The following is a 24,216-nucleotide window of genomic DNA, read 5'->3' on the forward strand; positions in this document are numbered from 1 at the left end:
TGATGAGATGGGTGCCCTACTCCCGGCCGAGGTCGCGGTGCTTGGTGCTGACAGCGACGCCGGGAAGGGCGCGGAGGAGGCTGGAGAGCTCCTCGGCGACGGCCACCGAGCGGTGCTTGCCGCCGGTACAGCCGATAGCGATCGTAGCGTGTCTCTTGTTCTCGCGCTGGTACCCCGCGAGCACCGGGGAGAGCGCGCGGGCGTAGGCCTGGACGAACTCCTCGGCGCCCTCCTGGCCCAGCACGTAGTCGCTCACGGCCTTGTCGCGGCCGGTCAGCGGGCGGAGCTCCGGCGTCCAGAACGGGTTCGGCAGGAAGCGCATGTCGGCCACCATGTCGGCGTCCGCGGGCGTGCCGTACTTGAACCCGAAGCTCATGACGGTGACGCGCACGCCGGCGTCGTCCGCGCCGCTGAACCGCTCGGTGACGGCGGTCGCCAGCTGGTGGATGTTGAGCTCGGACGTGTCGATGACGAGGTCGCTGGCCTCGCGGATCTCGATCATTCGCGCGCGCTCGGCCGCTATGCCGTCGAGCAGCGTGCCGTTGCCCTGGAGCGGATGCGGCCGGCGCACCTGCTCGAAGCGCCGCACCAGCGCCGCGTCCGTGGCCTCGAGGAAGAGGACCCGCAGGCGTGGCCCCGTGCCGAACGTCTGCAGGATGTCCCGCAGCTCGGAGAAGAAGTCGCCGCCGCGGACGTCGACCACCGCCGCGATCTTCGGGAGGGACGTGCCCGCGCGGCCGGCCAGCTCCACGAGGGGCTTGAGCATCTGCGGCGGGAGGTTGTCGACGACGTACCAGCCGAGGTCCTCCAGCGCGTTGCCGACGGTGGAGCGGCCCGCGCCGGACATCCCCGTCACGATCATGACGTCCTGCTGGGGGATCTCCACGCTCATGCGGGCATGCACCTCTCGTCGCGCTGTCGGTGGATCCAGTCTAGGTGCGACCCACGACGCCGGGTCGGGCCGGGTTCACGAGCGCAGACGCTCGTAGACGGCCTGCGCGAGGGTCGGCCCGATGGTGCGGACCGCGGCGATCTCCTCCACCTCGGCCTGCTTGAGCTTCGCCACCGAGCCGAACTGCTGCAGCAGGCGCTGCACGCGCGACGGCCCGAGGCCGGGGATCTCGTTGAGCACCGACGTGATGTCGCGCTTCCGGCGCGCGCGCTGGTGCGTGATGGCGAACCGGTGCGCCTCGTCGCGGATGCGCTGGATGAGGAAGAGCGCGTCGCTGTTGCGCGGCAGGATGATGGGGTAGTCGGAGTCCGGCAGCCAGATCTCCTCGAGGCGCTTTGCGATGCCCGCGAGCTGGATGCCCGTGACCCCCGACTCCTCGAGCGCCCGCTGGGCGGCGGCGACCTGCGGCTGTCCGCCGTCGACGATGAGCAGGTTGGGGCTGTAGGAGAACTTGTTCACCGGAGGCGCCTCGCCCAGCTCCGGCGGCGCGGCGTCCGCCGGCACCTCCGCCTCCTTGCCGAGGTACGCGAGGCGGCGCGTGATCACCTGGTGGATGGACTCGGTGTCGTCCGTGGAGTCGGCGATGTTGAAGCGGCGGTACTGGTCCTTGCGCGGCAGCCCGTCCTCGAAGACGACCATCGACGCGACGATGTTGGTGCCGCTCAGGTGCGAGACGTCGTAGCACTCCATCCGCAGCGGCGCGTCGGGCATGCCGAGCGCCTCCTGGATGTCGGCCAGCGCCTTCGACCGGGTGGTGAAGTCGGAGCTGCGCCGCGTCTTGTAGAGCATGAGCGCGTTCTGCGCGTTGGTCGCGGCGGTCTGCGCGAGCGCGGCCTTGTCGCCGCGCTGGGCGACCCGGAGGTCGACCTGCCACGAGCTCGGGCGCCCCCGGCGCACGGTGCCGTCGTCCTCCCCCGCGGCCCGGCGCTGGCTGAGCCACAGCTCGAGCTCGGCGGCGTCCACCGGCAGCTCCGGGACGAGGACCTCGCGCGGCGGATGCGCCTCGTCCTCGTAGGCGTTGTGCAGCACCGTCTCGACGAGCTCGCCGATGCCGATGTCGAGCTCCTTGTCGACCACCCACGTGCGCGTTCCGCGGATGCGGCCGCCGCGCACCATGAACTGCTGCACCGCCGCGGCCAGCTCGTCCGCGGCGATGCCGAACACGTCGGCGTCCACACGGTCGTCGAACACGACCGCGGTCTTCGACAGCGCGGCCTCCAGGGCGCCGATGTCGTCGCGGTGGCGGGCGGCGGCCTCGTAGTCCATCTCCGCGGCGGCGTCCTTCATCCGCTGGGTGAGCTGGCCCACGTACTTCGAGTCGTTGCCGGCCATGAAGCTCACGAAGTCGTCCGCGATCTCGCGGTGCTCCTCCTCCGACACGCGGCCGACGCAGGGCGCGGCGCATCGGCCGATGTCGCCCAGCAGGCACGGCCGGTTCGTCTGGCGGGCGCGCTTGAAGGTGCTCTCCGAGCAGGACCGCATGGGGAAGACCTTGAGCATGTGGTCGACGGTCTCGCGGATGGCCCACACCTTGGTGTACGGCCCGAAGTACTTGGCGCCGCGGATCTTGCGGTTGCGCGTGACCATGACCCGCGGGTAGTCCTCACCCAGCGTGACCGCGAGGTACGGGTACGACTTGTCGTCCCGGAACTTGACGTTGAAGGGCGGGTCGAACTCCTTGATCCAGGTGAACTCGAGCTGCAGCGCCTCGAACTCGCTGCCGACCACGGTCCACTCGACGCCGGCCGCGGACGTGACCATGCGGCGGGTGCGCTCGTGCAGGCTCTCCAGCGGCGCGAAGTAGTTGGCGAGGCGGGCGCGGAGGTTGTTCGCCTTGCCCACGTAGAGCACGCGGTCCGCGGCGTCGCGGAAGCGGTACACGCCCGGCGACGTGGGGATCTCCCCCGCCGCCGGACGGTACCCGACGGTGTCGGCGCGGGCCATCAGACGGCCGCGCGCTCCTCGCGCGCACGCGGCGACGCGACCGCGGAGGCCTCGGCCTCCGCGTCGAAGACCTCGCGGAGGAACTCGCCTGTGTAGCTCTCCGGCACCGTGGCGAGGTGCTCGGGGGTGCCCGTCGCGAGCACGGTGCCGCCGCCCGCGCCGCCCTCGGGACCCATGTCGATGAGCCAGTCGGCGGACTTGATGACGTCGAGGTTGTGCTCGATGACGATGACGGTGTTGCCCTTGTCGACCAGGCCGTTGAGCACGAGCAGGAGCTTGCGCACGTCCTCGAAGTGGAGGCCGGTGGTCGGCTCGTCGAGGACGTAGACGCTGCGCCCGTTCGACCGGCGCTGCAGCTCGGTGGACAGCTTGACGCGCTGCGCCTCGCCGCCCGAGAGCGTCGTGGCGCTCTGCCCGAGCCGCACGTAGCCGAGGCCCACGTCGACCAGCGTCTTCATGAAGCGGTGGATGGCCTGGATCGGCTCGAAGAACTCCGCCGCCTCGCTGATGGACATGTCGAGCACCTCGGCGATGCTCTTGCCCTTGTAGTGGACGCTGAGGGTGTCGCGGTTGTAGCGCGCTCCCCCGCAGACCTCGCACGCGACGTACACGTCGGGCAGGAAGTTCATCTCGATCTTGATGGTGCCGTCGCCCGAGCACGCCTCGCAGCGCCCGCCCTTGACGTTGAAGCTGAAGCGGCCGGGGAGGTACCCGCGCGCCTTCGCCTCGGTGGTCTCGGCGAACAGCGTGCGGATCCGGTCGAACACGCCCGTGTAGGTGGCGGGGTTCGAGCGCGGCGTGCGGCCGATGGGGTTCTGGTCGACGTGCACGACCTTGTCGAGGTTCTCGAGCCCGGTGACGCGGGAGTGCTTGCCCGGCACCTTGCGGGCGCCGTTGAGCTCGTTGGCGAGCACCCGGTAGAGGATGTCGTTCACGAGCGACGACTTGCCGGATCCGCTGACGCCCGTGACGGCCGTGAGGGTGCCGAGCGGGAACGCCGCGGTGACGTTCTGCAGGTTGTTGGCGCGGGCGCCGACCACCTGGATCTGCCGCTTGCGGTCGATCTTGCGGCGCTTCGCCGGCGTCGCGATGGCGCGTCGGCCCGCGAGGTAGTCGCCCGTGAGCGACTCGCGGTTCTCGATGAGGCCCGCGTACGAGCCGGAGTGCACGACCTTGCCGCCGTTGACGCCGGCGCCCGGTCCGATGTCGACGATCCAGTCGGCCGTGCGGATGGTGTCCTCGTCGTGCTCGACGACGATGAGCGTGTTGCCGAGGTCGCGCAGCTTGATGAGCGTCTCGATGAGCCGCCGGTTGTCGCGCTGGTGCAGGCCGATCGACGGCTCGTCGAGCACGTACAGCACGCCGGTGAGCCCCGAGCCGATCTGCGTGGCGAGGCGGATGCGCTGCGCCTCACCACCCGAGAGGGACGCCGCCGCGCGTGCGAGGTTGAGGTAGTTGAGGCCCACCTCGATGAGGAAGTCGAGCCGGACGCGGATCTCCCGCAGCACCTGCGCGGCGATGTGCGCCTCGCGGTCGGTGAGCTCCAGCTGCGCCATGAACGTCTGCGCGTCCGAGAGGCTCATCTCCGCGACGTCGGCGATGTTCGCGCCGTGCACCAGGACCGCGAGCACCTCGGGCTTGAGGCGCTTGCCGTCGCACACCGGGCACGGGATCTCGCGGAGGTACTCGCCCCAGCGCGCGCGCTGGTTGTCGGTCTCGGCTTGCGCGAACTGGCGCTCGATGTAGGGCATGACGCCCTCGAAGCCGGACGAGTAGGTCATCTCGCGGCCGTAGCGGTTCTTCCACTTGACCTGGACCTCGAAGTCGTTGCCGCGGAGGACCGCCTCGCGCACCTCCTCCGACAGCTTCCGCCAGGGCGTGGTGAGCGAGAACTTGAGGTCGCGCGCGAGACCCGCGAGCAGCTTCTCGTAGTACTGGAACAGGCCCTTGCCCTGCGTGGTCCACGGCAGGATGACGCCGTCCGCGATGCTCAGCGACTCGTCGCCGATGAGCAGCTCCTGGTCGACCGACATGCGCGTGCCGAGGCCGGAGCACTCGGGGCACGCGCCGAAGGGCGCGTTGAAGGAGAAGGTGCGCGGCTCGATCTCGGTGAGCTGGATCGGGTGGTTGTTCGGGCAGGACAGCTTCTCCGAGTACGTCTGCAGGCCCGCGGGACCCTCGACGTCGACGAAGTCGATCATGACGATGCCGTCGGTGAGGCGGAGCGCGGTCTCGAGCGAGTCCGTGAGGCGCCCGAGGATCTCGTCGCTCGCGACGAGGCGGTCGACCACGACCGAGATGTCGTGCTTGTACTGCTTCTTGAGCTTGGGCGGGGAGCTGAGCTGGATGAGCTCGCCGTCGACGATGGCGCGCGAGTAGCCGCCCGAGGCGAGCTCCGCGAAGAGGTCGACGAACTCGCCCTTCTTCTGCGACACGATGGGGCTCACGACCTGGTACCGGGTGCCGGTCTCGAGCTCCATGAGCTGATCGGCGATCTGCTGCACGGTCTGGCGGGAGATGCGCTCGCCGCACACGGGGCAGTGGGCCACGCCGATGCGCGCCCAGAGCAGGCGCATGTAGTCGAAGATCTCGGTGATGGTGCCGACGGTGGAGCGCGGGTTGCGGTTCGTGGACTTCTGGTCGATGGAGACCGCGGGGCTCAGGCCCTCGATGAAGTCGACGTCGGGCCGGTCGACCTGGCCGAGGAACTGGCGCGCGTACGCGGACAGCGACTCGACGTAGCGGCGCTGGCCCTCGGCGAAGATCGTGTCGAACGCGAGGGACGACTTGCCGGACCCCGACAGGCCCGTGAAGACGACGAGCGAGTCGCGCGGGATGTCGAGGTCGACGTCGCGGAGGTTGTGGACACGGGCGCCGCGGACGCTGAGGAGGGAGGAGGACTCGACGGGGGAGATGGACACGCATCCATCGTATGCGTCGCCACCGACACCTCCGACGGCGCGGGGGTCGCCGGCCATCGCCGCTCCCCCGCGCCGGCCCCTCAGGACAGGTGCCCGGCCTTCTCCATCTGCCGGAGCTCCCGCTTGAGGTCGCCCAGCTCGTCACGGAGGCGCGCCGCGAGCTCGAACTTGAGCTCGCCCGCGGCCTGCAGCATCTGGTCGTTGAGGTCGGAGATGATCGTCTCCAGCTCGTTCGCCCCCGCAGCCGCCTTGCCCTCGCGCCGGAGGTTCGGCGTGGGCGAGCGCTTGCCGCCGCCGCGGCCCTCGAGCATCTTCTTCGTGTCCTCGCCCTCGCGCGCCAGGATCTCGGTGATGTCCGCGATGCGCTTGCGCAGCGGCGTGGGGTCGATGCCGTGCTCGGTGTTGTAGGCGACCTGCCGCTCGCGACGCCGGTCGGTCTCCTCGATGGCGCGCTTCATGCTGTCCGTGAGGACGTCGGCGTACATGTGCACCTCGCCCGAGACGTTGCGCGCCGCGCGGCCGATGGTCTGGATGAGCGACGTGGACGAGCGGAGGAAGCCCTCCTTGTCGGCGTCGAGGATCGCGACGAGCGACACCTCGGGGAGGTCGAGGCCCTCGCGCAGCAGGTTGATGCCGACGAGCACGTCGTAGATGCCGGCGCGCAGCTCGCTGAGCAGCTCGACGCGGCGCAGCGTGTCGACGTCCGAGTGGAGGTAGCGCACGCGCACGCCCGCCTCGGCGAAGTAGTCGGTGAGCTCCTCGGCCATCTTCTTGGTGAGGGTCGTGACGAGGATGCGCTCGTCCTTCTCCACCCGGATGCGGATCTGCTCCAGCAGGTCGTCGATCTGGCCCTTGGTGGGCTTCACGACGATGGCCGGGTCGACGAGGCCCGTGGGGCGGATGATCTGCTCCACCACGCCGTCGCCCATGCCGAGCTCGTACTTGCCGGGCGTCGCCGACATGTACACGGTCTGCGGCACGCGCTCGGTGAACTCGTTCCACTTGAGGGGCCGGTTGTCGAGCGCGCTCGGGAGGCGGAAGCCGTGCTCCACGAGCGTGCGCTTGCGCGACGAGTCGCCCTCGAACATGGCGCCGATCTGCGGCACGGTGACGTGCGACTCGTCGATGACCACGAGGAAGTCGTCCGGGAAGTAGTCGAGCAGGCAGTGCGGGGCCTCCCCCGCGTCGCGGCCGTCGATGTGGCGCGAGTAGTTCTCGATTCCGGAGCAGAAGCCGATCTGCTGCATCATCTCGATGTCGAAGTTGGTGCGCATGCGGAGGCGCTGGGCCTCGAGAAGCTTGCCCTCGCGCTCGAGCACCGCCAGCCGCTCCTCGAGCTCCTGCTGGATGGTGCCGATGGCCCGCTGCATGACCTCGGTCTCGGCCACGTAGTGCGAGCCGGGGAACACGGACACCGAGTCCATCTTGCGGACCACGTCGCCCGTGAGCGGGTGCAGCGTGTACAGCGCCTCGATCTCGTCGCCGAACATCTCGATGCGGATGGCCAGCTCCTCGTACATCGGGATGATCTCGATGGTGTCGCCGCGCACCCGGAAGTTGCCGCGCGAGAAGTCGACGTCGTTGCGCTGGTACTGCATGGAGACGAACTTGCGGATGAGGGTGTCGCGGTTGATCTGCATGCCCACCTGGAGCGCGACCATGGCGTTCATGTACTGCTCGGGCTGGCCGAGGCCGTAGATGCAGGAGACCGTGCTGACCACCACGACGTCCCGCCGGCTGAGCAGCGAGTTGGTGGTGGAGTGGCGGAGGCGCTCGACCTCGGCGTTGACCGAGGAGTCCTTCTCGATGAAGGTGTCCGTCTGCGGCACGTACGCCTCGGGCTGGTAGTAGTCGTAGTACGAGACGAAGTACTCGACGGCGTTGTCCGGCATGAGCTCGCGGAACTCGGTGGCGAGCTGGGCGGCGAGCGTCTTGTTGTGGGCGAGGATCAGCGTGGGCCGCTGCACCTGCTCGATGAGCCAGGCGGCGGTCGCGGACTTGCCGGTGCCCGTGGCGCCGAGGAGCACCACGTCGGGTTCGCCGGCGTTGACCCGGCCCGCCAGCTCGGCGATGGCCGTGGGCTGGTCGCCGCTCGGGGAGTACTCGCTGACGACCTTGAAGGGGCGCACGGACCGGGTGGGCTGCATGCTCCCGAGTCTACGAGCGGCCCCCGACACCGCCGGACAGGTTCGCCCAGAGCCGATCCGTCTGCCCGAGCGTGGACGCGAGCGAGACGCCGGAATCGATGACGTCGTCCGCCACCCGGAGCCGCTCCTCGTCGGACGCCTGCAGGGCGATGCGACGCTCCGCCTCCTCGGCGGCCATGCCGCGGAGCTCGACGAGCCGTCGGATCCGCTCCGCCCGCGGCGCGTGCACCACGACGATCCGCTCGAACTCGTCCGTGCGCCCGGACTCCACGAGGAGCGGGATGTCGTAGACGACCACCGCGTCCGGGTCGGCCTCCCCCGCCTCGGCCATGCGCTGCGCGGACAGCGCGCGGACGGCGGGGTGGGTGATCGCCTCGAGGTCGCGTCGGGCGTCCGGGTCCTGGAAGACGATCGCGCCGAGCGCCGGCCGATCGAGCGCCCCGTCGGCGCCGATGACGCCGGCGCCGAAGCGGCGCGCGATCTCCGCCAGCGCCGGCGTCCCCGGCTCCACGACCTCGCGGGCGAGCCGATCGGCGTCGATGCGCACCGCCCCGAGCTCCGCCAGCCGGTCGGCCACCACCGTCTTGCCCGCGGCGATGCCGCCCGTCAGTCCGATCACGCGCATGGATCCACCCTAGGCGCGGCCGCGCCGGAGACCGACGCCCCGGGGCGGGCGCTCCGGAGCCGGGCTCCCCGCGCACGACGGAGGCCGCCCTCCCCGAAGGAGAGCGGCCTCGTCGTGGTGCGGGTGGGACTACTTCGAGCTGGACAGCTTCTCGCGCAGGGCGGCGAGGCTCTCGTCGTCCGCCAGCGTGCCGGCGCCCGTCGAGTCGCTCGTGAAGCCGGGGCCGGCGGACGTGATGCCCGTGTCGGCCGCCTCGGCCTCGGCTGCTGCCGCGACCTGCTTCTTGTGGGCCTCCCAGCGGGCCTGAGCTGCGGCGTACTGCTGCTCCCAGGTCTCGCGCTGGGCCTCGAAGCCCTCCTTCCACTCGTTGGTCTCCGGGTCGAAGCCCTCGGGGTACTTGTAGTTCCCCTGGTCGTCGTACTCGGTGAGCATGCCGTAGAGGGCGGGGTCGAACTCGGTGCCCTCGGGGTCGACGCCGTCGTTGGCCTGCTTGAGGCTCAGCGAGATGCGGCGACGCTCGAGGTCGATGTCGATGACCTTGACGAACACCTCGTCGCCGACGGACACGACCTGCTCGGCGAGCTCGACGTGCTTGCCGGAGAGCTCCGAGATGTGCACGAGGCCCTCGATGCCCTCGGCCACGCGGACGAACGCGCCGAACGGCACCAGCTTGGTGACCTTGCCGGGTGCGACCTGGCCGATGGCGTGCGTGCGGGCGAAGACCTGCCACGGGTCCTCCTGCGTCGCCTTGAGCGACAGCGACACGCGCTCGCGCTCCAGGTCGACCTCGAGGATCTCGACGGTCACCTCCTGGCCCACCTCGACGACCTCGCTGGCGTGCTCGATGTGCTTCCAGCTGAGCTCGGAGACGTGCACGAGGCCGTCGACGCCGCCCAGGTCCACGAACGCACCGAAGTTGACGATCGAGGAGACCACGCCCTTGCGGACCTGGCCCTTCTGGAGGTTGTTGAGGAACGTGCTGCGGCTCTCGGACTGCGTCTGCTCGAGCAGGGCGCGGCGCGACAGGACCACGTTGTTGCGGTTCTTGTCGAGCTCGAGGATCTTGGCCTCGATCTCCTGGCCGAGGTACGGCGTGAGGTCGCGGACGCGGCGCAGCTCGATGAGCGATGCCGGGAGGAAGCCGCGGAGGCCGATGTCCACGATGAGGCCGCCCTTGACGACCTCGATGACGGTGCCGGTGACGACGCCGTCGGACTCCTTGATCTTCTCCACGTCGCCCCACGCGCGCTCGTACTGCGCGCGCTTCTTGGACAGGATCAGACGGCCTTCCTTGTCCTCCTTCTGGAGGACGAGGGCCTCGACGGTGTCGCCGACCTTGACGACCTCCGTGGGGTCGACGTCGTGCTTGATCGACAGCTCACGCGAGGGGATGACGCCCTCGGTCTTGTAGCCGACGTCGATCAGGACCTCGTCCCGATCGATCTTCACGACGGTGCCCTCGATGAGGTCTCCGTCGTTGAAGAACTTCAGTGTCTTCTCGACCGCGGCGAGGAAGTCCTCAGCAGATCCGATGTCGTTGATCGCGACCTGCTTGGGCGCCTTGTCGGTCGTTGCGATTGTCATGTAGTTAGTGCTCCAGGATGGGCATGAATAAGGCCGCTGGCGCGGACCCGCGCGGGTACCGGTCGAGCGGCGGACGGATGGGTCGTCGCAGAAGCGCGACAGTCGATCTTAGACCCGGGTCGCGAGGCGGGACAACCGCGCCGCGCGGGCCGATGCGGGCCGCGCGGCGCGAGGGACGGCCGGACGCGTCAGCGGAGGACCGCGGCGCGGAGCGTGTCGAGGCCCACGCCGCCGACGTCGAGCGCGCGGCGGTGGAACTCGCGGACGTCGAACGCGGCGCCCTCGCGGCGTCGGGTCTCGTCGCGGAGGTCCTCCCAGATGCGCTGCCCCACCTTGTACGACGGCGCCTGGCCCGGCCAGCCGAGGTAGCGGTTGACCTCGAAGCGCACGAACGACGGATCCATGTTGACGTTGCGGCCCATGAAGTCGAAGGCGAACTCGGCGTCCCAGACGGCCTCGCCGTCGGGGCGCGTCTTGCCGAGGTGGACGCCGATGTCGAGCACGACGCGGGCGGCGCGCATGCGCTGGCCGTCGAGCATGCCCAGGCGGTCGGCCGGGTCGTCGAGGTAGCCGAGCTCCTGCATCAGGCGTTCGGCGTAGAGGGCCCAGCCCTCGGCGTGGCCGGAGGTGCCGGCGAAGCGGCGCCACGTGTTGAGCTCGGCCTTGTTGTAGGTGGCCTGCGCGATCTGCAGGTGGTGCCCCGGGACGCCCTCGTGGTAGACGGTCGTCAGCTCGCGCCAGGTGTCGAACTCGGTGACGCCCTCGGGCACCGACCACCACATGCGGCCGGGGCGGCTGAAGTCGTCCGCGGGGCCGGAGTAGTAGATGCCGCCCTCCTGCGTGGGGGCGATCATGCACTCGAGCGCGCGGATCTCCTCGGGGATGTCGAAGTGCGTGCGGCCGAGCTCCTCCACGGCGCGGTCGCTCGTCTCCTGCATCCAGGCGCGGAGGGCGTCGGTGCCGTGCAGCTTGCGGGACGCGTCGCCGTCGAGGTGGGCGATGGCCTCGAGCACGGTGGCGCCTGGGAGGATCTCGCGGGCGACGGCCTCCTGCTCCTCCACCATGCGCGCGAGCTCGCCGACGCCCCACTCGTACGTCTCGTCGAGGTCGACCTCGGCGCCGAGGAACGAGCGCGAGCGGAGGGCGTACTGCTCGCGGCCCACGGCGTCGGCCTCGCGGCCGGCGGGCTCGAGCTCGGTGCCGAGGAACGCGGCGAGGCGCGCGTAGGCGGTGCGCGCCTCCTCGGCGCGGGCCGCGAGGTCCCGGCGGAGCGAGGCCGGCAGCTCGCCGGAGTCGGCCCGGGCCTCCTCCGCGAAGGAGCGGAAGAACCCGTCGGGGGCCGCCTGCCGCTCGACCTGGCCGAGCACCTCGCGGATCTGCCGCTTCGCCGGGGTCTGGCCGCGGCGCACGCCCTCGCGCAGCGTCTCGACGTACCCGTCGACCGCGCCGGCGACGTTGCCCAGGCGCGTGGCGAGGTGCTCCCAGTCGCCCTCGGTGGCCGTCGGCGAGATGTCGAAGACCTCGCGGATGCCCTGCGCGGGCGACGCGATGACGTTGAGGTCGGAGAGGTGGACGCCCGCGTCGTGCATCTCGACGTCGAGCTCCAGCTCGCGCGTGAGGTCCATGCGGGTGACCTCGTCCACCGCGTCGACCGGGCGCGCGTCGGCGAGCTGCCGGATGACCGCGCGCGCGGCCTCGGCGTGCGCCGCGTGGCCCGCGGGCGACGTGTCGCCGTACTCGCCCTCGCGCCCGGGACGGCCCAGGTAGACGCGCTCCTCCGGGTGCAGGTCGAGCGAGGCGTCGATCCACCCCTCGGCGATTCGGTCGATGTCCGTCTGCGGTCGGGGGGCCTTCGGCGTCGTCGTCATCCCTCGACGTTACCGGCTCCCAGCAGCGACCGGACGGCCGCGGGATCGGTGGCGCCGCGCAGCCGCTCGGCGCGCACGGGGTCGAGCAGGATCTCCGCGAGGCGCGACAGCAGGGCGATGTGCCCGCCGCCCGTGGCCGCGATCCCGATGACGATGCGGACGTCGTGCCCGTCCCAGTCGACGCCGTCCGGGAGGCGCAGGACGCTGATGGCGTCGGCCCGCACCAGATCGCGTCCGGCGGCCAGCGTGCCGTGCGGCACGGCGACGCCCTCGCCGACGAACGTGGAGACCGAGCGCTCGCGCTCGACCATCGCGTCCACGTAGCCCGGGTCGACCGCGCCGGCGGCGACGAGCGCCTCGCCCGCCTGGCGGATGGCCGCCTCCCGGTCGGCGGCGCGCGCGTCGAGCCGGATGGACCCGTCCGCGAGGAGGTCCGAGAGTCGTCCGTTCGTCATGCGTGCTGCTCCTCGTGCTCGGGGGTGGGGACCGGGTGGTCGCGGTCAGTGCGCGGCGGCGGCCCACGAGTCGCCGCGGCCCACCTGCACCTCGAGCGGCACCCGGAGGTCCGCCGCGTGGGCCATGCGGTCGGTGACGATCGCCTCGAGCGCGTCCCACTCCCCCGGGGCGACCTCGAGGATGAGCTCGTCGTGCACCTGGAGCAGCATGCGCGACGCCATGTCGCGCTCGCGCATGTCGGCCTCGATGCGGATCATCGCGATCTTCATGATGTCGGCCGCCGACCCCTGGATCGGCGCGTTGAGGGCCGCGCGCTCGGCGTTGTCGCGGAGGACGCGGTTGGGGCTGTTCAGGTCGGGGAACGGGCGGCGGCGACCGAAGATCGTCTCCGTGTAGCCGGCGGCGCGCGCCTCCTCCACGACCTGGCGGAGGTAGTCGCGCACGGAGCCGAAGCGCGCGAAGTAGTCGGTCATGAGCTGCTTCGCCTCGGACGACGGGATGCGCAGCTGCTTCGAGAGGCCGAACGCGCTGAGGCCGTAGGCCAAGCCGTAGCTCATGGCCTTGACCTTCGTGCGCATCTCGGCGCTCACGTCCGCTGGCGTGACGCCGAAGATGCGGGACCCCACGAACCGGTGCAGGTCCTCCCCCGCCGCGAACGCCTCGATGAGGCCCTCGTCGCCGGAGAGGTGCGCCATGATCCGCATCTCGATCTGCGAGTAGTCGGCCGTGAGCAGCGTCTCGTACCCCTCGCCCACGCGGATGGCGCTGCGGATGCGGCGGCCCTCCTCGGTGCGGACGGGGATGTTCTGCAGGTTCGGGTCGTTCGAGGAGATGCGGCCCGTGGTGGTGCCGGTCTGCACGTACGTGGTGTGGATCCGCTCGTCGTCGCCGATGCCGCGCTCGAGCGTCTGGATGATCTGGCGCAGCTTGCTCGCGTCGCGGTGCTCGAGCAGCAGGTCGAGGAACGGGTGCGGGTTCGACGCCTGGAGGTCGGCGAGGGCGCCCGCGTCGGTGGAGAAGCCCGTCTTGTTGGCGCGCGTCTTCGGCATGCCGAGCTGGTCGAAGAGCACCTCCTGCAGCTGCTTGGGCGAGCCGAGGTTGATCTCCTTGCCGATCTCCGCGAACGCCCGCTGGGCGAGGTCGGTGATGCGCTCCTGCAGCTGAGCGGACAGCTCGGCGAGCCCCGCCCGGTCGGTGGCGACGCCGCGCAGCTCCATCTCCACGAGCACGAGCAGCGTCGGCATCTCGATGTCGACCATGACCCCGAGGGTGCGCTCGTCGAGCACCTGGCGCAGGGCCTCCTCGACCCGGAGCGTGTACCAGGCCTCCGTCGGCGCGGTGAGCGCCTCGGTCTCGGGCACGAGCTGGTTCGCGTCGGGCTCGGGCAGGTCCTCCAGGAGGTACCGGCTGACGAGCGCGGCCAGCGTCTTGTCGGTGAAGCCGGGACGCAGCAGCCAGCCGGCCACGAGCACGTCGAACGCGAGGCCGGCGACGGCGAGGCCGGCGCGGCGCATGGCCTTCACCTGCACCTTGGCGTCGGCCATGATCTTCGGCGCGTCGCTCGCGAGCCAGCGCTCGAAGGGCGCGTAGTCGGCGCGGCCCTCCTGCCACGGCAGGGTGACGGACTCGGTCGCGCTCGCGATGCCGAAGCCGACCGGCTTCCCGTCCTGCGTCTCCACCGTGAGGCCGAGCCCGTGCGGCGACGCGGCGACCTGGGTGCGGATCCACTTCTCCAGCTCCTCGTCGAGCAGCTGCTGCGCCTGCGGGGCGGCCGGGGCCGTCGACGGCTCCTGCTCGACCGCGCCGACGGGCGTGCCCTCGCTCGACGCGGAGGCGCCGGATCCCTCGAGCTTCAGCACGCGGTCCAGCAGCTGCTTGAACTCCAGCACCTGGAACACCTCGCGGAGGGCGGGCTCGTCGATGGGCTTGCGCTCCAGGTCCGCCGGGCCGAGCGGCAGCTCGACGTCGGTGAGCAGCCGGTTGAGGCGGCGGTTGCGGATGACGTTCTCGTACTGCGCGCGCAGGTTGTCGCCGACCTTGCCCGGGATCTCGTCCCGGTGCTCGAGGACCGCGTCGAGCGATCCGTACTGGTTCAGCCACTTGACGGCGGTCTTCGGCCCGACCTTGTCGACGCCGATGAGGTTGTCGCTCGTCTCGCCCACGAGCGCGGCGATGTCCGGGTACATCCCCGGCTGCACGCCGTACTTCTCGAACACCTTCTCGGCGTCGTAGCGCGTGAGCTGCGAGACGCCCTGGGTGGACGGGTAGAGCAGCGTGACGTCGTCGTTGACGAGCTGGATGGCGTCCCGGTCTCCCGAGACGACGAGCACGCGGAAGCCCTGCTCCCGGCCCTGGGTGGCGAGGGTCGCGAGGATGTCGTCCGCCTCGTGGTCCTCCTTGGTGAGGGTGGGGATGTTCATGGTCTTCAGCGCCCGCTCGAGCAGCGGCACCTGCCCGGTGAACTCCATGGGCGTCTCGCCGCGAGTGCCCTTGTACTCCGGGTACTCGCGCGTGCGGAAGGAGAAGCGGGAGATGTCGAACGCGACGCCGACGTGCGTGGGCTTCTCCTTCTGCAGGAGGTTGATGAGCATGGCGATGAAGCCGTGCACGGCGTTCGTGTGCTGCCCCTCGCGGTTCTGGAAGCTCTCCGCCGGCAGGGCGTAGAACGCCCGGAACGCCAGGGAATGGCCGTCGATGACGAGGAGGGTAGGCTTTTCCGTGTTCGGCACGGTCCCAGCCTATCGAGGGCCCCCGACCTCGGACCCGGCCTCGGAGGATCGCCCATGACCCAGCCCGCACCCGAGTCGTCCGCCACCGCGCGGCTCCTCCGCCAGCCCCAGGACGTGGGCGCGCTGGCCGAGAAGATGGGCATCGTCTTCCACGAGCTCAGCCCCGAGCGCGCCGTCGCGACCATGCCCGCGGAGGGCAACACGCAGCCCTACGGCGTGGTGCACGGCGGCGCGTACGTCGTGCTCGCCGAGTCGCTCGGATCCATGTCCGCGAACGTCCACGCCGGTCCCGACCGCGTGGCGTTCGGCATCGAGCTCAACGCGAGCCACACGCGCTCCGCGTCCGCCGGCACGATCACGGGGACCTGCACGGCGATCCACCTGGGCGGCACGCTCACCACGCACGAGATCGTGATGACGGACGACGAGGGACGGCGCCTCTCCACGGTGCGCATCACGAACATCATCCGCGAGCGCACGCCCCGCTGATCGCCGCGGACCTTCGTCGGCAGACCGGCCGGGGGCGCCCGGCAGGGTCCCTACTTCTTGGCGCTGAGCTGCTCGATGATGGCCTGGGCCACGTCGTGCATGGTGAGGCGGCGGTCCATCGACGCCTTCTGGATCCAGCGGAACGCCTCGGGCTCCGTGAGGCCCATCTTCTCGTTGAGCAGGCCCTTGGCCCGGTCGACGAGCTTGCGGGTCTCGAAGCGCTCGACGAGGTCGGAGACCTCGGCCTCGAGCGTGATGATCTGCGCGTAGCGGGCCAGGGCGATCTCGATCGCCGGCAGCAGGTCGTTCGGCGTGAACGGCTTGACGACGTACGCCAGCGCGCCGGCCTCGCCCGCGCGCTCGACGAGCTCCTTCTGGCTGAAGGCCGTGAGGAGGACGACGGGCGCGATGTGGTTGCGGTTCAGGCGCTCGGCCGCGGAGATGCCGTCGAGCTGCGGCATCTTGACATCCATGATGACGAGGTCGGGACGCAGCTCGGTGGCGAGGGCGACGGCCGTCTCGCCGTCCCCGGCCTCGCCGACCACCTCGAAGCCGTTGTCGCGGAGCGTCTCCACGATGTCGAGGCGGATGAGCGACTCGTCCTCGGCGACGACGACACGGCGGGGGGCTGCGGGGGTTGTTTCCTGGTCACTCACGGATAGGAGCCTACGGTATCGTCGGCCGGGCCGGTGCGTGCCGGATCGGCCGGACGCCTGCGGTAGCGTCGGACGGCCGAGGTGCGCCGGATTGGCGGAATGGCAGACGCGGAGCACTCAAAATGCTCTGTCCGTGAGGGCGTGTGGGTTCGAGTCCCACATCCGGCACCGCGTCCCGCGAGGGGCATGCGAAGAGGGCGGGCGACCACGTGGTCGCCCGCCCTCCTCGCGTGCCCGCCGGAGCCGGAGCCCCGCGGTGCCGCGCTACTTCTCGTACGCGGGAGCCGCCTCGTTCACGGCGTCGCCGACGACGTGGACGCGCAGCTCGTTGGTCGACCCCGCGATCCCGGGAGGGGACCCGGCGATGACGACGACCTTCTGGCCGACCTCGGCGAGGCCCTCCGCGAGGAGCACGTCGTCGACCTGGTGGAACATCTGGTCGGTGTGCGTGACCGGCTCGACGAGGTAGGACTGGACGCCCCACGAGAGCGCGAGGCGGCGGCGGATGCCCTCGTTCGGCGTGAACGCGAGGATCGGGATGCCGTTGCGGAGCCGGGTCATGCGGCGCACGGAGTCGCCGGACTCGGTGAACACGCAGAGGAACTTGGCCTCCACGAACTCGGCGACCTCGGCGGCCGCGAGCGTGATGGCCCCGCCCTGGGTGAAGGGGCGCGTGCCGAGCTTCGGGATGCGCTCCAGCCCGTGCTCCTCGGTGGACTCGATGATGCGCGCCATGGTCTTCACGGTGACGACGGGGAACTCGCCCACGCTCGTCTCGCCGCTCAGCATGAGCGCGTCGGCGCCGTCGAGCACCGCGTTGGCGCAGTCGGAGGCCTCGGCGCGCGTGGGGCGCGGGCTCGTGATCATCGACTCGAGCATCTGCGTCGCGACGATGACGGGCTTGGCCTTGCGGCGGGCGAGCTCGACCGCGCGCTTCTGCACGATCGGGACGGCCTCGAGCGGCAGCTCGACGCCGAGGTCGCCGCGGGCGACCATGATCGCGTCGAACGCGTCCACGATCTCCTCGAGGGCCTCGACGGCCTGCGGCTTCTCGACCTTGGCGACGACGGGGACGCGGCGGCCCTCCTCGTCCATGATCTCGTGCACGCGGACGATGTCCGATGCGTCGCGCACGAAGCTCAGCGCGATGAGGTCGGCGCCGAGGCGGAGGCCCCAGCGGAGGTCCGCCTCGTCCTTCTCGGAGAGCGCGGGCACGTTGACCGCGACGCCCGGGAGGTTGATGCCCTTGTTGTTGCTGACGGTGCCCGCGACCTCGACCGTGGTCGTGACGCGGGTGCCGTCGGTGGAGACCACTCGGAGCGTGACCTTGCCGTCGTCGATGAGCAGCGGGTCGCCGGCCTTCACGTCGCCGGGCAGGCCCTTGTACGTGGTGGAGCAGATGTCCTTCGTGCCGAGGATGTCCTCGACCGTGATGACGAACGTGTCGCCGAAGGCCAGGTCGTGCGGGCCGTCGGAGAACTTGCCGAGGCGGATCTTCGGGCCCTGCAGGTCGACCAGGACCGCGACCGCGCGGCCCGCGTCGTCGGCGGCCTTCCGGATGGTGGAGTAGATGCCCTCGTGGACGTCGTACGTGCCGTGGCTCAGGTTCATCCGGGCCACGTCCACGCCGGCGTCGATGATGGCGCGGATGCTCTCATAGGAGCTGGTCGCGGGCCCGAGGGTCGCGACGATCTTCGCTCGTCTGGTCATGCTCTGTCTGTCTCGCGTTTCTGCGTCGCACGTGGACGCGGGTCGGGTCAGTGGTCGCGACCGCGCGCACGGGTGCGGCGGGCGGCCGGGTCAGATGGAGAGAGCGCGGTCCGTGGGACGGACCGGGAACGGGAGCTCCGTGTCCCCCTCAAGGTACCGGTCGACGGCGGACGCCGCTGAACGTCCCTCCGCGATGGCCCAGACGATGAGGGACTGGCCGCGGCCCGCGTCGCCCGCGACGAACACGCCGGCCTGGTCGGTCTGGTAGTCCTCGTCGCGCGCCACGTTGCCGCGGTCGTCGAAGGGGACCTCCAGCTGGGACTCGAGCGCGTCCTTCTCGGGGCCGGTGAAGCCGAGCGCGAGGAGCACCAGGTCGGCGGGGATCTCGCGCTCGGTGCCCGACTTCGGCACGCGGCGCCCGTCGCGGAACTCGGTCTCGGCGACCCGGACCGCACGCACGTGCCCGTCGTCGTCCTTCAGGAACTCGACCGTGGTGGCGAGGTAGTGGCGCTCGCCGCCCTCCTCGTGCGCGCTCGACACCTCGAAGAGGGTCGGGTACGTGGGCCACGGCTGGTCGGGGCGGCGCTCCGTCGGCGGCTGCTGGCCGATGGCGAGGTTGGTGACCGAGGCCGCCTTCTGCCGGTGCGCGGTGCCGATGCAGTCGGCTCCCGTGTCGCCGCCGCCGAGGACGACGACGTGCTTGCCCTCCGCGTGGATCTGCTCGGGCACCTGGTCGCCGGCCGTCGCGTGGTTCGACTGGCGCAGGTAGTCCATGGCGAAGTGCACGCCGTCGACGTCGCGGCCCGGGATGTCGAGGTCGCGGGGCACGAGGGCGCCCGTGCAGACGACGACCGCGTCGTACCGTAGGCGCAGGTCGGACCAGGTGATGTCCTTCCCGATGTCGACGCCCGCGCGGAAGCGGGTGCCCTCGGCGGTCATCTGCGCGAGGCGCGCCTCGAGGTGCTTCTTCTCCATCTTGAAGTCGGGGATCCCGTAGCGCAGCAGGCCGCCGATGCGGTCGTCGCGCTCGAACACCGCGACCGTGTGGCCGGCGCGCGTGAGCTGCTGCGCGGCGGCGAGGCCGGCGGGACCGGATCCGACGACCGCCACGGTCTTGCCCGTCAGGCGCTCGGGCGGGTGCGGCTCGACCCAGCCGTTCTGGAAGGCGTCGTCGATGATCGACACCTCGACCTGCTTGATGGTCACGGGCGGCTGGTTGATGCCGAGCACGCACGAGCTCTCGCAGGGCGCCGGGCACAGGCGGCCCGTGAACTCCGGGAAGTTGTTCGTGGCGTGCAGGCGCTCGATGGCCTGCCGGCCCTCGCCGCGCCAGGTGAGGTCGTTCCACTCCGGGATGAGGTTGCCGAGCGGGCAGCCCTGGTGGCAGAACGGGATGCCGCAGTCCATGCACCGGCCGGCCTGGCGCACGAGCTCGCCGCGCTCCTGCTGCTCGTACACCTCCTTCCAGTCCATGAGCCGGACCGAGACGGGTCGGCGCTTGGGGAGCTCGCGCTCCGTCACCTTGAGGAAGCCCTTGGGGTCAGCCACCGGTCACCTCCAGGATGCGCTTCCAGGCGACGTCGCCGTCGGGGTCGATTCCCTCGTCCACCGCGGTCTGGCGGGTGGCGAGGACGGCCGCGTAGTCCCGCGGCAGGATCTTGGTGAATCGCGTCATGGACGCCTCCGGGTCGGTGAGCAGGCGCTCGGCGACGGTCGAGCCGGTCTCGGCGAGGTGCCGGCGGAGCAGGTCGAGCACGATCTCGGCGTCGGCGCTCCCGAGCGGGTGCAGCTCGAGCTCGCCCGACGCGAGGGCGTCGGTGTTGATGCGGTCCTCGGCGAGGTCGAGCACGTAGGCGGTGCCGCCCGACATGCCCGCGCCGATGTTCCGGCCGGTGCCCCCGAGCACGAGGGCGAGCCCGCCCGTCATGTACTCGAGCGCGTGGTCGCCCACGGCCTCGACGACGGCCGTGGCGCCGGAGTTGCGGACGAGGAACCGCTCCCCCACCATGCCGCGGATGAACATGGTGCCCTGGGTCGCGCCGTAGCCGATGACGTTGCCCGCGATGACGTTCTCCTCCGCGGGGAAGCCGGCCCTCTCATCGGGCCGCACGACGATGTCGCCGCCGGAGAGGCCCTTGCCGAGGTAGTCGTTGCTGTCGCCGACGAGGCGCAGCGTGATGCCCGACGGCATGAACGCGCCGAAGGACTGCCCGGCCGAGCCGCGCAGCGTGACGTCGATGGATCCCGTGGGCAGCCCGTCCACCCCGTGGCCCTTCGTGACGAGGTGGCCGAGCATCGTGCCGACCGCGCGCGCGGTGTTGCGCACGGGCAGGTCGATCTCGACGCGGCCGCCGTGGTCGAGCACGTCGCGGCTGAGCCGGATGAGCTCGTTGTCGAAGTGGTCCTCGAGCTCGTGGTCCTGCGACCGGGCGTGCTTCCGCGGCTCGTCGTCCGCGAACGTCGGGCCCACGAGGATCGGCGAGAGGTCGAGGCCCGACGCCTTCCAGTGGTCGACCGCGTCCTCGACGCCGAGCAGGTCGTTGCGGCCCACGATCTCGTCGAGCGAGCGATAGCCGAGCGCCGCCAGGTGCTCGCGCACCTCCTGCGCGATGAACTCGAAGAAGTTGACGACGTGGTCCGCCTTCCCCGGGAAGCGCTTCCGCAGCTCCGGGTTCTGCGTGGCGACGCCGACGGGGCAGGTGTCGAGGTGGCAGACGCGCATCATGATGCAGCCGGACACGACCAGCGGCGCCGTGGCGAAGCCGAACTCCTCGGCGCCGAGCAGGGCGCCGACGATCACGTCGCGGCCGGACTTCATCTGCCCGTCGACCTGCACGACCACGCGGTCGCGCATGCCGTTGAGGCGGAGGGTCTGCTGCGTCTCCGCGAGGCCGAGCTCCCACGGCGTGCCCGCGTGCTTGAGCGAGTTGACGGGGCTCGCGCCCGTGCCGCCGTCGTGGCCCGAGACGAGGATCACGTCGCTCAGCGCCTTCGCGACGCCCGCGGCCACCGCGCCGATGCCCGACTGGCTGACGAGCTTCGTGTGGATCCGGGCGGAGGGGTTCGCGCGCTTGAGGTCGAAGATCAGCTGCTTCAGGTCCTCGATCGAGTAGATGTCGTGGTGCGGCGGCGGGGAGATGAGCCCCACGCCCGCGGTCGCATGGCGGGTGCGCGCCACCCACGGGTAGACCTTGCCGGGCGGCAGCTGCCCGCCCTCGCCGGGCTTGGCGCCCTGCGCGAGCTTGATCTGGATGTCGTCCGCGTGCGTGAGGTACATGCTCGTGACGCCGAAGCGCCCCGAGGCGACCTGCTTGATCGCGCTGCGGCGCTCGGGGTCGAGCAGGCGCTCGACGTTCTCGCCGCCCTCGCCGGTGTTCGACTTGGCGCCGAGCCGGTTCATGGCGATGGCGAGCGTCTCGTGCGCCTCCTCGGAGATCGAGCCGTAGCTCATCGCCCCCGTGGAGAAGCGCTTCACGATGTCGGAGATGGGCTCGACCTCGTCGAGCGGCACGGGCGGACGCGTGCCGGTCCGCAGCCGGAACATGCCGCGGAGCGTCATGAGGTCCTTCGACTGCGCGTCGACCATGGAGGTGTACTCGCGGAAGATGTCGTACCGCCGCATGCGCGTGGCGTGCTGCAGGCGGAAGATCGTGTCCGGGTTGAACAGGTGCGGGGACCCGTCGCGACGCCACTGGTACTCGCCGCCCGTCTGGAGCCGCTCGTGCGAGAGCACGGCGCCGTCCGTGGGGTAGGCGCTGCGGTGCCGCGCGGCGTTCTCGGCCGCGATGACGTCGATGCCGACCCCGCCGAGGCGCGTGGTGGTGCCGGAGAAGTACTGGTCCACCAGCTCCTGCGAGAGGCCGACGGCCTCGAAGCACTGGGCGCCCGCGTACGACGACACCGTCGAGATGCCCATCTTGGACATGATCTTCAGCACGCCCTTGCCGAGCCCCTTGATGAGGTTCCGCGTGGCCTTCTCCGGCGTGACGCCCGTGAGCATGCCGCTGCGCACGAGGTCCTCGCACGACTCCATGGCCAGGTACGGGTTGACCGCCGAGGCGCCGTACCCGATGAGCAGCGCGATGTGGTGCACCTCGCGCACGTCGCCGGCCTCGACGACGATGCCGACCTTCATCCGGGTCTGGCGGCGGATGAGGTGGTGGTGCACGGCCGCGATCATGAGGAGCGACGGGATGGGCGCGAGGTCGCGGGTGGAGTCGCGGTCGGACAGCACGATGAAGCGCGCGCCGTGCTCGATGGCGCGGTCGACCTCGTCGCACATCGCGTCGATGCGCTTCTGCATGGCGAGCGGGCCGTCGTCGACGCGGTACAGGCCGCTGACGATCGTGGTGGTGCGGCTGCCCGGCCGGTGGTCGATGTGGATGACCTTCGCGAGCTCGTCGTTGTCGATCACCGGGAAGTCGAGCACGACCTGCTCGGCGTGCTCGGGCCCGGCGTCGAGGAGGTTCCGCTGCGGGCCGAGGCCGAGGCGGAGGCTGGTGACGACCTCCTCCCGGATGGAGTCGAGCGGCGGGTTCGTGACCTGCGCGAACTGCTGCGTGAAGTAGTCGAAGAGCAGGCGCGGCCGCTGCGAGAGCACGGCGATGGGGGTGTCGGAGCCCATGGCGCCGAGGGGCTCGGCGCCGACCTTCGCCATGGGCATGAGCAGCATCCGCACCTCCTCCTCCGTGTAGCCGAAGGTGCGCTGGCGCCGGACCACCGAGGCGGGCGTGTGCACGATGTGCTCCCGCTCGGGGAGGTCGGCGAGGTGGATCCGGTTGCGGAGCCACTCCCCCCACGGCGCGCTGGCCGCGAGCTCGGACTTGATCTCGTCGTCCTCGATGATGCGGCCGGCGTCGGTGTCGACGAGGAACATCTTGCCGGGGCGCAGGCGGCCCTTCCGCGCGATGCGCGCGGGGTCGATCTCGAGCACGCCGATCTCGCTGCCGAGCACGACGAGGCCGTCGTGCGTCACGAGGTAGCGGCCCGGGCGCAGGCCGTTGCGGTCGAGGGTGGCGCCGACGAGCGTGCCGTCGGTGAACGTGAGCGCGGCCGGGCCGTCCCACGGCTCCATGACCATGGAGTGGTACTCGTAGAAGTCGCGGCGGACCGGGTCGATGTCGGTCTGCTTCTCCCACGCCTCGGGGACCATCATCATCATCGCGTGCGGCAGGCTGCGGCCGCTGAGGCTGAGGAGCTCGAGCACCTCGTCGAACGACGCGGAGTCGCTCGCGCCCGGCGTGACGATGGGCAGGAGGGGCGACAGGTCGCCGAGCAGCTCCGACTCGAGCTGGGACTGGCGGGCGCGCATCCAGTTGCGGTTGCCCGCGACGGTGTTGATCTCGCCGTTGTGCGCCATCATCCGCAGCGGCTGCGCGAGCGGCCACGAGGGGAACGTGTTGGTGGAGTACCGGGAGTGCACGATGGCGAGCTTGGAGGCGAAGCGCTCGTCGGAGAGGTCCGGGTAGAAGGGCTCCAGCTGGAGCGTCGTGACCATGCCCTTGTAGACGAGCGTGCGCGAGGACAGCGAGATGAAGTACGCGCCGAGCTCCCGCTCCGCGCGCTTGCGCAGACGGAAGGCGAGGCGGTCGAGGGCGAGGCCCTCGGGGCGGTCCGCGGCGTCCGCGGGCGCGTCGGCGGTGAGGAAGAGCTGGCGGAACGCGGGCATCGCCTTGCGTGCCAGGTTGCCGAGGTGCGACGGGTCGACGGGCACCTCGCGCCAGCCGAGCACGCGCAGGCGCTCGGACGCGGCGATGCGCTCGATGCCGGCCTGCAGCTCCTCGCGCTCGGCGTCGTCGACGGGCAGGAAGGCCATGCCGACCGCGTACTCCCCCATCGGCGGCAGTTCGAAGCCCACGACGCCGCGGAGGAACGCGTCGGGGATCTGCGTCATGAGGCCCGCGCCGTCGCCGGTGCCGGCGTCGGAGCCGATGGCGCCGCGGTGCTCGAGGTTCCGGAGCGCGCCGAGGGCGTTGACGATGATGTCGTGGCCGGGCGTGCCGCGGAGCGTGGCCACCATGGCCAGCCCGCAGGCGTCCTTCTCGAACGCCGGGTCGTACAGGCCCTGCTTCGCGGGGAACGCGCCGCCGGGAGGGGAGGTGGAGGAGAACGCCATGGGAACCGTCCTAGATGCAC

Annotated in this window: 14 protein-coding genes and 1 tRNA gene; 2 read left to right on the plus strand and 13 right to left on the minus strand. The window is 70.9% G+C overall.

Annotated elements, in window-relative coordinates:
• Window positions 1–16: 16 nt before the first annotated feature.
• The 9 genes from rapZ to polA form a co-directional block, all read right to left on the minus strand.
• Window positions 17–892 (minus strand): RNase adapter RapZ, encoded by an 876-nt coding sequence (gene rapZ, locus FGG90_RS04975; RefSeq protein ID WP_086517562.1) that lies wholly within the window; start codon window positions 890–892, stop codon window positions 17–19.
• A 75-nt stretch (window positions 893–967) separates the two neighbouring features.
• Entirely contained in the window at window positions 968–2,896 is a 1,929-nt protein-coding gene (uvrC, locus tag FGG90_RS04980; protein WP_094129744.1) for an excinuclease ABC subunit UvrC, read from the minus strand.
• Window positions 2,896–5,817: an excinuclease ABC subunit UvrA gene (gene uvrA, locus FGG90_RS04985; RefSeq protein ID WP_094129740.1), complete on the minus strand. Its 2,922-nt coding sequence runs from the start codon at window positions 5,815–5,817 to the stop codon at window positions 2,896–2,898. The genes uvrC and uvrA overlap by 1 nt, the downstream gene beginning before the upstream one ends.
• 80 nt (window positions 5,818–5,897) lie before the next feature.
• Window positions 5,898–7,964, minus strand: a complete 2,067-nt coding sequence (gene uvrB, locus FGG90_RS04990; protein ID WP_094129737.1) for an excinuclease ABC subunit UvrB — start codon at window positions 7,962–7,964, stop codon at window positions 5,898–5,900.
• Between the two features lie 10 nt (window positions 7,965–7,974).
• The gene (gene coaE, locus FGG90_RS04995; RefSeq protein ID WP_094129734.1) at window positions 7,975–8,589 is read right to left on the minus strand and encodes a dephospho-CoA kinase; all 615 of its coding nucleotides are present in this window, start codon (window positions 8,587–8,589) and stop codon (window positions 7,975–7,977) included.
• 129 nt (window positions 8,590–8,718) lie between these two features.
• The gene (gene rpsA / locus FGG90_RS05000) at window positions 8,719–10,173 is read right to left on the minus strand and encodes a 30S ribosomal protein S1 (protein ID WP_063071780.1); all 1,455 of its coding nucleotides are present in this window, start codon (window positions 10,171–10,173) and stop codon (window positions 8,719–8,721) included.
• Window positions 10,174–10,361: 188 nt separating this feature from the next.
• A complete protein-coding gene (locus FGG90_RS05005; RefSeq protein WP_094129731.1) occupies window positions 10,362–12,041 on the minus strand; it encodes a DUF885 domain-containing protein in 1,680 nt (559 codons plus the stop codon).
• On the minus strand, window positions 12,038–12,496 hold the full coding sequence (locus tag FGG90_RS05010; protein WP_094129728.1) for a PTS sugar transporter subunit IIA: 459 nt from the start codon (window positions 12,494–12,496) through the stop codon (window positions 12,038–12,040). The genes FGG90_RS05005 and FGG90_RS05010 overlap by 4 nt, the downstream gene beginning before the upstream one ends.
• 45 nt (window positions 12,497–12,541) lie before the next feature.
• Window positions 12,542–15,226: a DNA polymerase I gene (polA, locus tag FGG90_RS05015; protein WP_094129725.1), complete on the minus strand. Its 2,685-nt coding sequence runs from the start codon at window positions 15,224–15,226 to the stop codon at window positions 12,542–12,544.
• A gap of 54 nt (window positions 15,227–15,280) precedes the next feature.
• On the opposite strand from polA, the gene FGG90_RS05020 reads away from it, so the two are divergent.
• Window positions 15,281–15,715 carry a PaaI family thioesterase gene (locus FGG90_RS05020; RefSeq protein ID WP_094129722.1) on the plus strand — a complete coding sequence of 145 codons (435 nt, stop codon included), beginning with the start codon at window positions 15,281–15,283 and terminating at the stop codon, window positions 15,713–15,715.
• Window positions 15,716–15,765: 50 nt separating this feature from the next.
• On the opposite strand, the gene FGG90_RS05025 is transcribed toward FGG90_RS05020, so the two are convergent.
• Window positions 15,766–16,371, minus strand: coding sequence for an ANTAR domain-containing response regulator (locus FGG90_RS05025; protein WP_094129719.1), 606 nt, complete (start codon window positions 16,369–16,371; stop codon window positions 15,766–15,768).
• A gap of 85 nt (window positions 16,372–16,456) precedes the next feature.
• On the opposite strand from FGG90_RS05025, the gene FGG90_RS05030 reads away from it, so the two are divergent.
• Window positions 16,457–16,539 (plus strand) — tRNA-Leu (locus FGG90_RS05030).
• 96 nt (window positions 16,540–16,635) lie between these two features.
• Here FGG90_RS05030 and pyk read toward each other — a convergent pair.
• From pyk to gltB, 3 genes are all read right to left on the minus strand, one after another.
• Window positions 16,636–18,081 (minus strand): pyruvate kinase, encoded by a 1,446-nt coding sequence (pyk, locus tag FGG90_RS05035; RefSeq protein WP_094129716.1) that lies wholly within the window; start codon window positions 18,079–18,081, stop codon window positions 16,636–16,638.
• A 90-nt stretch (window positions 18,082–18,171) separates the two neighbouring features.
• Entirely contained in the window at window positions 18,172–19,629 is a 1,458-nt protein-coding gene (locus FGG90_RS05040) for a glutamate synthase subunit beta (RefSeq protein ID WP_094129713.1), read from the minus strand.
• Window positions 19,622–24,196, minus strand: a complete 4,575-nt coding sequence (gene gltB, locus FGG90_RS05045) for a glutamate synthase large subunit (protein WP_094129710.1) — start codon at window positions 24,194–24,196, stop codon at window positions 19,622–19,624. The genes FGG90_RS05040 and gltB overlap by 8 nt, the downstream gene beginning before the upstream one ends.
• Window positions 24,197–24,216: the final 20 nt, after the last annotated feature.

This window comes from Clavibacter michiganensis subsp. tessellarius (genome assembly GCF_021922985.1).
GTDB classification, from domain to species: domain Bacteria; phylum Actinomycetota; class Actinomycetes; order Actinomycetales; family Microbacteriaceae; genus Clavibacter; species Clavibacter tessellarius.

Coding starts and splice junctions, on each gene's coding strand:
- FGG90_RS05010 (WP_094129728.1), bottom strand. CDS start 12,496: ATGACGAACGGACGACTCTCGGACCTCCTCGCGGACGGGTCCATCCGG.
- uvrC (WP_094129744.1), bottom strand. CDS start 2,896: ATGGCCCGCGCCGACACCGTCGGGTACCGTCCGGCGGCGGGGGAGATC.
- FGG90_RS05020 (WP_094129722.1), top strand. CDS start 15,281: ATGACCCAGCCCGCACCCGAGTCGTCCGCCACCGCGCGGCTCCTCCGC.
- rapZ (WP_086517562.1), bottom strand. CDS start 892: ATGAGCGTGGAGATCCCCCAGCAGGACGTCATGATCGTGACGGGGATG.
- pyk (WP_094129716.1), bottom strand. CDS start 18,081: ATGACCAGACGAGCGAAGATCGTCGCGACCCTCGGGCCCGCGACCAGC.
- uvrB (WP_094129737.1), bottom strand. CDS start 7,964: ATGCAGCCCACCCGGTCCGTGCGCCCCTTCAAGGTCGTCAGCGAGTAC.
- coaE (WP_094129734.1), bottom strand. CDS start 8,589: ATGCGCGTGATCGGACTGACGGGCGGCATCGCCGCGGGCAAGACGGTG.
- rpsA (WP_063071780.1), bottom strand. CDS start 10,173: ATGACAATCGCAACGACCGACAAGGCGCCCAAGCAGGTCGCGATCAAC.
- gltB (WP_094129710.1), bottom strand. CDS start 24,196: ATGGCGTTCTCCTCCACCTCCCCTCCCGGCGGCGCGTTCCCCGCGAAG.
- FGG90_RS05005 (WP_094129731.1), bottom strand. CDS start 12,041: ATGACGACGACGCCGAAGGCCCCCCGACCGCAGACGGACATCGACCGA.